Genomic DNA, 13094 nt, shown 5'->3' on the forward strand with positions numbered 1-13094 from the left:
TCATTCCGAAGAGATCCCGGACGGCGATGATGTCGATCTTGACCGCGCCGAATAATGAATAGACAGCGATTGGTATGCTAATTGTATCCTGAATACTTACATCAAAATCAAAACATCATGCCTACAAAAACAAGCAAAAAAACGACCGCAGCAGCTGCGGAACGTACACCCGAAGCCGAAAGCGCTTTGAAAGAATTATTTATCGACGAACTGAAAGACATTTACTGGGCGGAAAAACATTTAGCTACTGCTTTGCCTAAAATGATCAAAGGCGCGACCTCAGAAGATTTGAAAAACACCATCGCAACGCACCTGGAAGAGACCAAGAACCAGATCACCCGCCTGGAAAGCGTGTTTGCTTCGGTCGGCGAAAAAGCCGCAGCGAAAAAGTGCCTGGCCATGGAAGGGCTGTTGAAAGAAGCGACCGAATTGCTGGAAGATACCGATAAAGGCACCGAAGTGCGTGATGTGGCGATCATCTCTGCCGCGCAAAAGGTGGAACATTACGAGATCGCTTCATATGGTACCTTGCGCACTTTAGCCGGTACTTTAGGTTTCAGCGAAGCACAAAGCTTGCTGGACGAGACCCTGGCTGAGGAGAAGAACGCCAATTCGCTGCTGACCCAGGTCGCAGAGAATTACGTGAATGAAGCTGCCGCCCAGGAAACGGAATAAAAGCAGTTCATTATAAAAAGCAAAAAGGGATGCGCGTGCGTATCCCTTTTGTTTTATAGGTCAAGACGGTTTGGCCAACGATCCAATCTGACACCCCTGGCGATCAGCCAGCCACAGAAACTCAGTTCAGCGATAAAGCACGGCAGCAGCGCAAACGGAAAAAGCACGCTGTGAAAGCCCGGCGTCAATAAGAGCGTCAGGCTGTTGACCAGGTAACACAGCCCCGCCAGCTGCAGGAGCGCGCCGATCCATTTTGGGATATAACCTGAGTGGCGGATCAGATAGCCGTTGAGCAGGCAGGTCGCTCCGAAAAATAATAAGCCTAGGCTGAAACCGATATCGTGCAACCTGATAGCAGTGTAGGCTTGTGCCTGCAATAGGTGCGTATCCACACCCTGCAGGTAAGCCGCATTCGACAAGGGAAGCAAGGCGGAAACCAGCTGCAGCCGCACGCTGACCAATACTGCCGTTTGCACGACGTTGAAGAGCAGGGCCATGAAAGCCGTCAGCTTACCGGCCGGCCGCAGCAGGAAATACAGGATGACCATCACCGGGATATCGCACAGGTGCATCAGCAGCTCCGCCACGATCCCCGCCTGCCAGCGTTCGCTGTGTGCGATCAGATTGCGGGCCGTTGCAGCGGCGTCGCCGGAGACCAGCAGGCTGTCGCGCACGTAGATCTGGCCGAAGATGCCGGCGAGAATAATAAAGAGGTAGAACAGCCCGGCCAGCCGGGCATAGGGCTTCGGGCGCTCATGGATGTCAGTAAAAGTGCTCATGGTCAATGGATTGGTTATTCCTAAGACCCAGACATCTGACATTTGTTACAGTTGGACGGGCAGCATGACCAGGCTCATCAGTACAACATGTTTTGCAATTACGAGCATAGCCGCAAGCAGCAGCTGGCGGAACTGATGGATACGCTGAACGACCGTTATGGCCGCGGGACGGTCCGCCTGGGCGCGGATAGCTTTGAGCGGAAATGGGCCATGAAGCAGGAATTTTTAAGCAAGCAATATACAACGAACTGGAAAGATATCATCGTTGTGCGTTGATTGGCTTAACGGCCAGGTTCATCCTTCTCAGGCAGCGGCATAGTACCTGACCTTATTGACCAGGTCGTTGATGTCAAACGGTTTTTCAATATAATCATTGGCCATACACATCTTTTCATGCATGGTATGTCGCCCGTGGCTCGCTGAAATAATGATGACTGGGATCATGGCGGTCAAATCGCTCGATTTGAGCCCTTTGCAGATATCCCGGCCGTCCATATCGCCCAGCATCACGTCGAGCAGGATGACATCCGGATGCCAGTCGTCCACGGTTTGGACCACATCATGCCCGTCAGCCAGCTCACTGATCGTGTACCCCTCTTCATCCAGGATCATCCGGATCACAAACCGGATGTCTTCATCATCATCTACGATCAATATTCTCTTGCCGTTCTCCATCATCAATAATTATATGGCTACAAGTCTAAATATCATGCCAGTAGACCGGGCAGCATATCCGCCCGCATTTTGTTAACTTAAAATACTGAAAGTGTCCACATTGGCCGTTGGGTTGTTCGATTTTGCGGAATTCAAATCAAAGCTGCGATCAAGATGCGACCCTTCAGACCGTCACCGCGATGGCCGGGAGCAATCTTTGGACAGGAGTCGTAATTTGATCAGGCCGGAATAGCCGGAATGTTTGGGCGGGAACAATTTCGCCGGTTTGAAGTTATACCGGTATTATTTATCGCAATTGATCACTTATGGAAAAGCTCAGAAAAATAGGCATGAAAATTTTGAAATGGACCGGCATCTTTGTGGCCTTCATTTTATTCCTGATGTTCATCATCCCTATCCTGTTCCCGGGGACGATCTCCCAGCAAGTCAAGATCTTTGCCAATAAGCGTTTGGCCGGCAAGTTGGATTATAAGCAGGTGCATCTGACCTTTTTTCGGCATTTTCCGTCGCTGACCGTATCGGTGGACGACCTCATTCTCCGGGGCTCAAAACCTTTCGAGCAGGACACGTTACTTGCGGCCAAAGAAGTAGCGGCGGGGATCAATCTTAAAGACCTGATCTTTGGCGGCGGGGTCAAGATCGACGAGATCTACGTCAGCGATGCGATAGCCAATGTGTATGTCAATAGTAAAGGAGAAGCCAATTATAACGTCTATGTATCAAGCCCGGATAAAGGCCCGAAAGACACGACCGGCAAGGGCACCTCGATCAAGCTTGATTTGATCAAATTCAAGAACTGGCAGGTGAAATACATCGACCATACGGCAAAAGTCTACCTGGATGCCAAAGGCTTGAACTATACCGGCCAGGGCGGCCTGAGCCAGGATATCTTTGATTTGGAGACCGATCTGAAGATCGATCAGCTCAATTTCAGCCTGGACCGGGTGTGGTATGCGCAGCAAAAATCCCTGCATGCCGACCTGATCACCCGGATCAATACCAATGCGCTGACCTTCGTGCTGAAAAAGAATGAACTCAAGATCAATGACCTCCCTTTAAAATTCAATGGCTTCGTCAGCATCCTTAAAGATGGCTATGACCTGGACATCAAGGCCGCCTCGGAAAAAACCACGATCCGTGATATGATCTCGGTACTGCCTCCCACTTACCTGGATTGGGCGAAGGATACGAAGATCGAGGGCAAAAGCAGCTTGTTCTTCAGCTTGAAAGGTCAATTCAGCGAGCAGCGGAAACAGAAGCCGCACTTTACCGCGCACCTGCTGGTGAATGATGGCACCATCTCCAATGCCAAGGCCCCGGTACCGATGAATAACTTAAATGTCGATCTGGGTATCGATCTGCCGGCTTTGGATGCGGAACAACTGGGACTTGACCTTAAAAAGCTGAATTTTGACCTGGGCAAGAACAACACTTTCCGCGCGGCGGTCAAAACCAAAGGCTTGAGCGAAATGAATGTGGTTGCCAATATGAAAGGCGGCGTTGACCTGCAAACGCTGGATGCCGCCTTAGGTTTGAAAGACCTGGATATGAAAGGCCTGTTGAACGCCGACCTCCAGGCCAACGGGATCTTCAGTTTTTCAAAAAAGCTGTTCCCGAAAACCAAGGGCTTTATCAAGCTGAACGAAGGCTGGCTAAAGAGTACCGCTTACCCGAACCCGATCCAGCATATCAACCTGGATGCGCAGATTAGCGATACCGATGGCACCTTCAAGAGTTTGGGCGTTAAGCTGTCACCTTTCCAATTCGATTTTGAAGGTAACCCGGTTTTTGTCAGCGCGGACCTGCAGGATTTCCAGGATATGCTTTATCAGGTGCGCGCCAAAGGCGTGTTGAATGTAGGACGGATCTACCAGGTCTTTAGCCGGAAAGGTTTGGATATTACCGGGCAGATCAGCGCCGACCTTTCACTCAACGGCCGGGAAAGTTATGCCACCAGCGGGCAGTATAGCAAGCTGGATAATAAAGGCACCCTGCTGCTGAAAAACATCAAAGCGACCACGAGTTATCTCCCCAAGTCTTTTTACCTGAAAGAAGGTAAATTCCAGTTCGAGAACGAAAAGATGTGGTTCCGCCGATTTAACGCGACCTATGGCCGGTCGGATTTCGCGCTGGATGGGTATTTGCTCAACACCATCAATTATTTCCTGGAACGTAAAGGGACTTTGCACGGAAACTTCGGTCTGCATTCCGATCATATCCTGGTCGACGAGTTCATGGCGCTGAAGAGCGGTGACAATGATGATAAATCCATAGCGGTTGAATACGCCAAAGCCGAGCACCCGAAAAGCAGCGGCGTAGTGATCGTGCCGAAGAACCTGGATGTAGCGTTAAAAGTGGATGCTAAAAAAGTCGGTTTCAAAGGATTGAATATGAATAATCTTCAGGGTACGGCGGCGATCAGCAACGGCCAGATCTTTCTAAAGCATACATCCTTCGATATCATCGGCAGCCGGATGAGTATCGATGCCCGTTACCAGGATGAGTCGCCCCTGGCAGCCAATTTTGATGTGGGCTTTAAGGTACAGGACTTTGATGTGCAGCGGGCTTATAAAGAGATCGATATGGTGCGGACCATGGCGACCTCAGCCAAAGATGTGAGCGGGATCGTCTCGCTGGACTATAAGCTGAAAGGCGATTTTGACCAGAATATGAACCCGATCTATCCTTCGCTGGAAGGCGGGGGTGTGGTAAACTTAAGGGACGTGGCGGTAAAGAACCTGAAGATGCTGTCGGTGGTGGGCGATAATTCCGGGATCGATGGTTTCAACCACCCGGACATGAAAGGTGTGAATATCAGCACGCAGATCAAGGACAACCTGATCCATATTGATAAATTCACGTTCAAGGTCTCTATTCTCCGCCCGTCGATCAGTGGAACGACCAGTTTCAACGGCTTGCTCGATATCCTGGTCAGGGTTGGTTTACCGCCCGGCGGTTTGATCGGTATCCCTGTCGCCGTCACCGGGACCAGTGAAAAGCCGAAACTCAAGTTTTTCAGCCGCAAGGGCCAGGCGATCCTGACCGCGATCTACAACCGCAAGATCAATAAGGTCGTACAAGAGGAAAAACACGATACGGTCAATCCGCGGAAAGTACAAAAACAGGAGAAAAAAGCGGCCAAGAAAGACGCGAAAGAGGCTAAGAAAAAAGTGGACAAAGAGGTAGATAAGATCTGATCGATCATTATCATTTTGATCATTCCCCCCCGACCTATCGTAAACAACCAGCGCTTTCTGCAGGTATATTTAGTGTCGGGCAAACAGCTGAAAAAGGCAGCACCCGCGGTGCGATCCCGCGTTTGCCGCTCTTCTCATCTTTTAGGTTTACAATTGGTTAGAACGCGCCCCTGATTCACAGGGGCGCTTCTTTTATTTTGAATGCCAGGTTTCCTCTGGAATTGTAAAACGTATTTAGAAAGCTAAGCGGCTGTCCAGCGGCCTTTAGCTTTAACAATGTTCCGCGCTGCTGCTGCAAAGCTACGGCCAGTGGCAGTCCTTCGAACTCATCGAACTGCGGGATCGCCAGCTCGTTAAACAGACGCGGGCATAGGTAACCTGGTTAAGTTTCCATTAGCTGGCTGTAGGATCGATCGGCTCGTCCTTGTCACTGCGTTTCAGACGCTCTACGATGCGGCCGGTACGTGCGGCACGCTCGTCCCCGTTGCGGCTCGCCTCGTCGGCCACGATCGTTGAATCGTTACCCCGGTTATAAAAGCGGTCCTCATCAAAGTGTTCGTGCTCATAGAACTGCGGATGATCATAAGGTGCCGTGCTGCCTGCTTCACCCTCGATCGCCCGGCGGATGTTCATTTCCAGTTCCGGCGTCAGTTTCGGACAGCTTTCATACGGCGGTAATTGCGCTAATTGCAGCTCGGTGATGAGCGGCACGACCACCTCATCTTTATCGGTGTGTAAATTGGCGATGCCGATGGGGATCAGCACGCGTCGTTCGTCTTCCAGGTCCAGATCATTACCTTCCATATTCAAGACGATATAACGTACCTTGCGTGCCTGCGGGTCGAAGATCAGCTCGTCCACTTCACCCAGCTTGCCGCCGCCGTTATTCCGTACATCCCAGCCGATGATATCCGGCTCGCCATCCTTGATCTCGTAATCGCTGTTGCTCAGCTCTTCCAGGTGATAGCCCTGGTTGCTATTTTCATTTTCGTAATCCATGATTTGCTTTTTTTATTTATTGGGAAATGCGACAATAGATACATTACGGTTTTCCTGGCGTCCGGCTGCCGTCGCATTGGAGGCTACCGGTTTGTTCTCGCCCAGCGAATGGATCGATACCAGCGTGGAATCCAAACCTCCCGTGGTCACCAGCCAGTTCTTCACGGCTGCGGCACGTTCAGCGCCCAACGCTTTATTATGACCGGCGGTGCCGGTTGAATCCGTGCTGCCGTATACGCCGATGTTCGCTCCTTTAAAGCGTTTGTTCAGCGAAGAAACGATCTGTTTTAATTTATCGCCAGCATCGCTGTTCAGCGTATTCTGATCGGTCGCAAATAGGATATTTTCGCCCAGCGTGTAGATCGTGTAACGATCATTGCCGCTCACCGCGATCGATGTGTCGGTCACGTCTTCATCTTTGGTTCGGGCGCCGTTAAAATCTACCGCGTCCCAATCGGGTTTCGTTACTGCGACGGCTTTAGTCGTCGAAGTGGAATAGGCGGTGCTGACCGTTGTTGTTTTAGAATTGCATCCCCGGAAAAGGAAAATGAGGATCACGACCGCGATGATCGCGATCAATAGCCAAAGCCACCAGGGACTGGAGCGCTTGGGCTGTACGTCTAGTTCTGCCATATGTTTTGTTTTTTAAGGTAAATAATGAAATATAACCGCCGCTCTGAACAAGATGTTTTGGTTAATTTATTTTCTTATTTTTTAAACCAAGCGCTGTTCATGTTGTTGCTTAAACCAGGGGATAACTATGGAAACAACAACTACACAGACAATTATCGAACAGCTTAAGCAGTGCCTGGAGACGAAGATCAAACTGCTGAAATATGAAGGGATCGATAAAGCCAGCGGCGTTATTGCGGATATTGTCACCGATATCGTGCTTATCATCATCGGCCTGGTCGCTTTTATTTTCTTAAGTGTGACGTTGGCACTGTTCGCCGGGTATTTATTGAAATCTTATTGGATGGGTTTTGGCTGCGTTACCTCATTGTATGTACTGATCCTGTTTTCGGGGCACCTCTTGAAAGTCAGCCTGCAGAATATGTTCATCCGGATATTTATTAAAAAAATGTTTAAAGACAGATCATGAAAGAATCAAAAGTTATCGTCGCCCTGCTGGCCGGATTAGCCGCAGGCGCGGCCCTGGGTATTTTATTCGCACCGGGCGAAGGCACCGAAACACGGGACAAACTATGCGAATCGCTGACCAGGCTCAGTGATTCGATCAAGGAGACAGCAGGGGAGCAGCTGGATAAGCTGACCGAAGTGTTACAGGATAAGGTAATAGGAACGATCAAAGAGAAACTCGGGTTCGCTGCTGCGGAAGAGCATCCGGACGACCTGGAACACGCTTAAATAAACGCCATGAATACTTTAGCTATTTCCAACAGGGAAGAATTGCGGGCAGAGATCAGCAGGCTGCGCAGCGCTGACATCGAGCAAGGCGAAGCCTTAGCGCTGCGCTTTAGCAGTCCGTCGGCCGTCTTCGCCAGCGTCCGGAGCCTGTTCCCGGGACACCAGGCAAATAAATGGCGCGACCCGGTAACGCTGATGGCACGCGTGCTGCTACCTTTGGCGCTAAACAAAACCTTGTTCCGCCATTCCAATTTCCTGACCCGCCTGATCGGCGATTTCGCCGCGCAGAAAGCCGCGGGACTGGTTACCGAAGAACGTGCCGAAAATGCCTGGCACGGTGCGCAGTCCCTGTTTAATAAATTGTTTCACAAAAAATCTACAGACAATCATGAAAAATCCATTCGAAAAGAACGACCATAAAGTGCTGATCGCCGGTATCGTGATCGGCTCGCTGGCAGCCGGTGCGGCTGCTTACCTGTTTTTGACCGAAACCGGCAAGGAAGTCCGGGGGCAATTGTCCGGTCATTTTAACCGCCTGCGCGATACTTTCCTCGGCCATGAGCCGGAAGCAGCTACTGCGGACGAAACACCTTCATACCTGCAGCACAAAAATAAAGCGCCAAAAACTGACCGGGAAGCGCTTAAAAACAACGAGATCCTGCATCAGGCACAACCCGGCAGTGCGGAGGATATTCAGGAACAGCAAAGTTAAACCAGGCGATGAAGGCTGGCAAAGCACTTTGGATCCTGGCCTTCGTCTGCCTGATCGACGCCATCGGTTTCGGTATCATGGTGCCGCTGATCTATAGTTACGGTAAACAGTTCGGGGTCAATAAAACCGTGCTGGGTTTCCTGACGGCATCCTTTTCAGTGGCGCAGTTCTTTGCGGGGCCGCTATTAGGGCGCTTGTCGGATCGCTGGGGACGCAAGCTCTTACTGGTGGCCTGCCTGTTGGGTACTGCCGCAGGATTTGTGCTGTTTGGTCTGGCGGGAAGCTTGGTCGTTTTGTTTGCCGCGCGGATCATCGACGGCGCAACGGGCGGAGATATCGCCATCGCCCAGGCGATGATAGCGGACATTTCCTCGGGTAAAGACCGCACCAAATTCTTCGGTATCCTGGGCTCGGCTTTCGGATTAGGCTATGTGATCGGACCGGCGGCGGGTGGTTTGTTAAGCCGTTTTGGGATGAGCGTGCCTTTTTTCTTTGCCGGCGGCCTGTCGGTGCTGGCGGCATTGTTAAGTATCTTTTTTCTGAAAGAAACGAACGGGGGTAAAAAGAAGGATAAGGATAGCGGCGTTAACTCTTTTTCCTATAGAGCCTTGATCGAGGTCATTAAATGTCCGGTGGTAGGTCCGGCCGTATTGAGCGGATTTTTATTGACTACCGCCCAAATTGTCATGCTGATAGGTTTTCAGACCTTTTGCGCGGACGCGTTACAACTGTCGCCGACCCAGGTTGGTTTGTTTTATGCAGGTTTCGGTATCAGCGGTATCATCATGCAGCTGGCCATCCCGCTGATCAACAAAATAACGAAAGCGCGCTCGGTCATCCTGATGGTATCGACCATCATATGCCTGGGCGCTTTGATCTGGGCGGGCCTGATCAGTACCATGGTGCCTTTTGCGATCGGTATCGGCATTTACGGTCTGTTCAACGGCTTGCGCAACCCGATGCTTAATGCGATCATTGCCGACCACAGTAAAGCAGGTGAAGAAGGCGAGCTGATGGGGATCAACCAGTCGTACACCTCGATAGGCCAGGCCTTAGGCCCGGCTATGGCGGGTGCCGCGGCGGCTGTTTCCTTGCACACGCCTTTCTTTCTGTCAGGCGCCCTAATGCTGGCCGGCCTGGGCATTGTTTTTCGTTTGAAGACCCAGGAATCTCCTGCGGGAAAGAACTAATTGTTCAAATGATGGTTAACCCATAAATAGTTAAAATCAAAAGACGCATCATCAACCTTTGCTCATGGCTTTAAAAGATTACCTGACCAAATCCGCCTTTAAGAACGGCTTTACGATCCTGAAGGCAGCCTTTAACGGCTTTATGAACGACCTGGCGCTGAAGTACAGCGCTTCATTAGCCTATTACACCATCTTTTCACTGGCACCGCTACTGTTGCTGGTCATTTCTATCGCCGGGTTGGTTTTCGGCAAAGATGCTTCGCAGGGCAAGATCTTTTATGAGATCAATGGGCTGGTCGGCAATGACGCCGCCAAGCAGATCCAGGATATGATCAAGCACCTGGAAATGTCCGGTAAGTCGACCATCTCTGTGATCATCGGCGTGGTCACATTGATCCTGGGCGCGACCACCGTATTCGGGGAGATCCAGGAATCGATCAATATTATCTGGCAGGTTAAGCCCAAACCGAAAGTGGGCTGGATCAAACTGGTGAAGGATCGCTTGTTATCCGGTTCCATGATCGTGACCATCGGATTTCTATTGCTGGTCTCACTCATTTTAAACGGCGCTTTGCTGGCTTTGAGCGATTACCTGAAACATTTTCTCCCGGCGATCACCGTCACCTTACTCAACGTGGCGAATGCGGTGATCAGTTTCCTGGTGATCGCGGTCCTCTTCGGTATCATTTTCAAGGTACTGCCTGATGCGAAGATCGGCTGGCGTGATGTGCGCTCGGGTGCGATCTTCACCGCCGTTCTATTTATGATCGGACGTTTGGTCATTGGCATTTATATCGAAAAGTCCGGCACGAGCTCGACCTATGGCGCGGCCGGTTCACTGATCGTCATCCTGCTCTGGATCTATTATACGGCGGCTATCCTGTATTTCGGGGCGGAATTCACGCGAGCTTATGCTGATTTCTATGGTATCAAGATCGAACCGGCAGAATTTGCGGTGCATGTCGAGCAAAAGGAAGAAACCAAAGATGTAGCTGTCTTGCCGGAAAAGAAAGATAAGAAAACCGGCGAAACATTAAAAAATAAAGATTGAGGCGAAGCTTTATATCGCTGGCGCTGGCAAAACGGTGTCAACAATTTGACGCCAAAGGTGTTTGCTTAACATGCGTTTCCTGAAAATTCTATTTATTTTATGCTGTTGCTGCCTGGCCGCGCAGGCCCAGGACACCTTGCGCCAGAAATTGAACAAAGCCAAATCGGCGCTGGACAAAGTCAATGCCACGGCCAAGAAAGCCGCTGCACCGGCACGTGTACGAAAAGACCTGAAAACAATTCACCAGCAGGTCGCTCCATTAACAGGAAAAGTCAAGGTGACCAGTGATAAACAAACACTCGGAAAGTACGCGGATACGCTGAAAAAAAATGCCGGCAAGCTTTCTGCTTATAAAAAGAGCTTGCAGCGCTCGCAGGGTAACCTGAAGCAAAGCCATAACCTGATCCAAAAGATCATCAAAGATTCGGTACTCGCCGTCAGTAAAACGGATTCCGTGAACCGCCCGGCCATCGCCGCCCAGCTGGCGGCACTTAACGAGCGCCTGCGCCTGACCGACAATTCCGTCAGCATAGGGCTGGATACGGTGAACCGTTTGCTGGCTGACGTATCGCAGGCTTTTGCGCAGATCAACAGCCTGGAGACGATGGTTGATCATAAGATCAGCCCACCGGCCCCCAGCAAATTCCGGCAGGAGGCGACCTATATTTGGTCCGCGCCCAAAGAAAATGGTAAGACCAGTATCACGGGTAATATCGGCAACACGTATGCCTGGCAGGACCTGGTGCTGGAGAAATTCCTGAACAGCACCTGGGGCGACCGCCTGCTGGCCATGCTGTTCGGCGTCCTGTTTTTTAGCTGGGTGTTTTTCAATTACCGGAAGGCTTTGCTGCCGGATGCTAAAGTTGGCGAACTGCATTTCCGCCACATTACCGCTGTACCTGTGACGGGCGCTATCATCGTTATGCTGATCTTATCGCCGCTTTGCCAGCCAGATGCACCTTTTCAATATATGGAGGTCGTGCACCTGTTACTGCTGATCGCCCTGAGTGTTTTCTTTTGGCGCCGCCTGCCGGGACATGAGCTGCGCTACTGGCTTTTCATGGTCTTCCTGTTCCTGGTGATCGAGGTCACCACGGCCGCTGTCCATGATTCCCTGTTCCTGCGATTATGGTTTGTCCTGCTGAACCTGTCGTCGATCTATTTCGGTTATGTCTTTTCCCGTAAGCTGCTCGCCGAGGAAGTGCATCCGCGGCTGATCCGCCCGGTAATGCTTATTTACCTGGCGCTGAATATCCTGGCGGTACTGGCTAATGTATTCGGCCGGATGAGCCTGGCGAAATCCTTTACCGGTACGGCGATCATCGGCATTACCGAAGTGATCGGGCTGGCCGTTTTCGTACAACTTTTTACCGATGCGCTGGAGTTGCAGATCAAGCTGAGCGCCTGCAGCGGGGGCTTGTTCTCCCGGATCGATATCCCCTCGGCGCGCCTGACCTTCAAAAAAGTTTTGAGCGGTTTATCTGTCATCATCTGGCTGCTGGTCTTTCTCATCAACCTGGGCGTGTCGCAACCGGTCTGGGATTTTATCAGCCAGCTGCTGGATGACAAGCGTTCGCTGGGCAGCCTGAACTTTACGATCGGCAATGTATTGTTCTTCTCGGTTATCCTGTACATTTCCAATATCCTGCAAAAAAATATCGGTGTGCTATTCGGCGAATCCCCGAGCAATCGTTTTACCCGGAGAGTGGAACACAAAAGCTCCAAACTAACGCTTTTGCGTTTAGTCGTGCTGATCGCAGGGCTGCTTTTCGCGGTGACGGCTTCGGGTATACCGCTCGACAAGCTGACCGTGGTACTCGGCGCGCTCAGTGTGGGGATCGGCCTGGGTATGCAGAATATCGTCAACAACTTTGTTTCCGGCATTATCCTGATCTTTGAAAAGCCCTTTCAGATCGGAGATTATGTAGAACTCGCGGACAAAAAGGGCAAGATCCAGGATATCGGTATCCGCGCCAGCCGAATGCTGACCCAGCAGGGTGCCGAAGTGGTGATCCCTAACGGCGACCTGATCGCTAACCGCTTTACCAACTGGACGATCGATTCGGCCTATGTCCAATCCGAGATCGTTTTGAAAGTAAGCATTGCTTCCGACCTAGAAATCGTCTCTAAGATCGTAAAGGAAGAAATGGCCAAATCGAATGTGCTGGTAAAAACCGAGCAGCCGGAGATCCTGGTCAATTCCATCACTGCCGACACGGCTGAATTGCGCATCCTGATCTGGATCAGCAGCGTTTTCGAAGAGGCGGGCTTTAAGAATCAACTCTTCCGGGCGTTGATGGTGCGGTTTCCGAAAGAAGGTATTAAGCTGATGTAGCTAAGCACCGCCCTTACATAGCATTCTTTATCAATAGCATTTCATTGGTTGTACCGTAAAATAACAAAGCCCGGGATCCCGGGCTTTGTCAAAAACTATAATACACTTTAAAA

At 50.9% G+C, this 13094-nt stretch carries 14 protein-coding genes; 10 read left to right on the forward strand and 4 right to left on the reverse strand.

What is annotated here, in order from left to right:
• Nucleotides 1–117: 117 nt before the first annotated feature.
• On the forward strand, nt 118–675 hold the full coding sequence (locus tag AAFN85_RS26915; RefSeq protein ID WP_347531010.1) for a ferritin-like domain-containing protein: 558 nt from the start codon (nt 118–120) through the stop codon (nt 673–675).
• Nucleotides 676–728: 53 nt separating this feature from the next.
• Here AAFN85_RS26915 and AAFN85_RS26920 read toward each other — a convergent pair whose 3' ends face one another.
• A complete protein-coding gene (locus AAFN85_RS26920; protein WP_347531011.1) occupies nt 729–1454 on the reverse strand; it encodes a DUF4386 domain-containing protein in 726 nt (241 codons plus the stop codon).
• Nucleotides 1455–1496: 42 nt separating this feature from the next.
• Here AAFN85_RS26920 and AAFN85_RS26925 point away from each other — a divergent pair, with 42 nt between their 5' ends.
• Entirely contained in the window at nt 1497–1730 is a 234-nt protein-coding gene (locus tag AAFN85_RS26925) for a DUF4113 domain-containing protein (protein ID WP_347531013.1), read from the forward strand.
• A 27-nt stretch (nt 1731–1757) separates the two neighbouring features.
• Here the strand turns inward: AAFN85_RS26925 and AAFN85_RS26930 are convergent, their stop codons facing one another.
• The gene (locus tag AAFN85_RS26930) at nt 1758–2132 is read right to left on the reverse strand and encodes a response regulator (RefSeq protein ID WP_347531014.1); all 375 of its coding nucleotides are present in this window, start codon (nt 2130–2132) and stop codon (nt 1758–1760) included.
• A gap of 302 nt (nt 2133–2434) precedes the next feature.
• On the opposite strand from AAFN85_RS26930, the gene AAFN85_RS26935 reads away from it, so the two are divergent.
• Nucleotides 2435–5326, forward strand: a complete 2892-nt coding sequence (locus AAFN85_RS26935; protein WP_347531016.1) for an AsmA-like C-terminal region-containing protein — start codon at nt 2435–2437, stop codon at nt 5324–5326.
• A 393-nt stretch (nt 5327–5719) separates the two neighbouring features.
• Here the strand turns inward: AAFN85_RS26935 and AAFN85_RS26940 are convergent, their stop codons facing one another.
• Both AAFN85_RS26940 and AAFN85_RS26945 read right to left on the reverse strand, forming a co-directional pair.
• Nucleotides 5720–6325: a PRC-barrel domain-containing protein gene (locus AAFN85_RS26940; RefSeq protein WP_347531018.1), complete on the reverse strand. Its 606-nt coding sequence runs from the start codon at nt 6323–6325 to the stop codon at nt 5720–5722.
• 12 nt (nt 6326–6337) lie between these two features.
• Nucleotides 6338–6958 carry an OmpA family protein gene (locus AAFN85_RS26945; RefSeq protein ID WP_347531020.1) on the reverse strand — a complete coding sequence of 207 codons (621 nt, stop codon included), beginning with the start codon at nt 6956–6958 and terminating at the stop codon, nt 6338–6340.
• A 127-nt stretch (nt 6959–7085) separates the two neighbouring features.
• On the opposite strand from AAFN85_RS26945, the gene AAFN85_RS26950 reads away from it, so the two are divergent.
• The 7 genes from AAFN85_RS26950 to AAFN85_RS26980 all read left to right on the forward strand — a co-directional run bounded on the left by AAFN85_RS26950 (nt 7086) and on the right by AAFN85_RS26980 (nt 12981).
• Nucleotides 7086–7427, forward strand: a complete 342-nt coding sequence (locus tag AAFN85_RS26950; protein WP_347531021.1) for a hypothetical protein — start codon at nt 7086–7088, stop codon at nt 7425–7427.
• A complete protein-coding gene (locus AAFN85_RS26955; RefSeq protein WP_347531022.1) occupies nt 7424–7693 on the forward strand; it encodes a YtxH domain-containing protein in 270 nt (89 codons plus the stop codon). Before AAFN85_RS26950 ends, AAFN85_RS26955 begins: the two co-directional genes overlap by 4 nt.
• Before the next feature lie 9 nt (nt 7694–7702).
• Nucleotides 7703–8113, forward strand: a complete 411-nt coding sequence (locus AAFN85_RS26960) for a hypothetical protein (protein WP_347531023.1) — start codon at nt 7703–7705, stop codon at nt 8111–8113.
• Complete coding sequence (locus tag AAFN85_RS26965) at nt 8082–8405, forward strand: YtxH domain-containing protein (protein ID WP_347531024.1); 324 nt, start codon at nt 8082–8084, stop codon at nt 8403–8405. Before AAFN85_RS26960 ends, AAFN85_RS26965 begins: the two co-directional genes overlap by 32 nt.
• Nucleotides 8406–8413: 8 nt before the next feature.
• Nucleotides 8414–9595, forward strand: coding sequence for an MFS transporter (locus AAFN85_RS26970; RefSeq protein WP_347531026.1), 1182 nt, complete (start codon nt 8414–8416; stop codon nt 9593–9595).
• Between the two features lie 64 nt (nt 9596–9659).
• On the forward strand, nt 9660–10646 hold the full coding sequence (locus tag AAFN85_RS26975; RefSeq protein WP_347531028.1) for a YihY/virulence factor BrkB family protein: 987 nt from the start codon (nt 9660–9662) through the stop codon (nt 10644–10646).
• A gap of 70 nt (nt 10647–10716) precedes the next feature.
• On the forward strand, nt 10717–12981 hold the full coding sequence (locus AAFN85_RS26980) for a mechanosensitive ion channel domain-containing protein (RefSeq protein WP_347531030.1): 2265 nt from the start codon (nt 10717–10719) through the stop codon (nt 12979–12981).
• Nucleotides 12982–13094 lie beyond the last annotated feature (113 nt).

Origin of the sequence: Mucilaginibacter sp. CAU 1740, assembly GCF_039839285.1 — a bacterium.
GTDB lineage: Bacteria > Bacteroidota > Bacteroidia > Sphingobacteriales > Sphingobacteriaceae > Mucilaginibacter.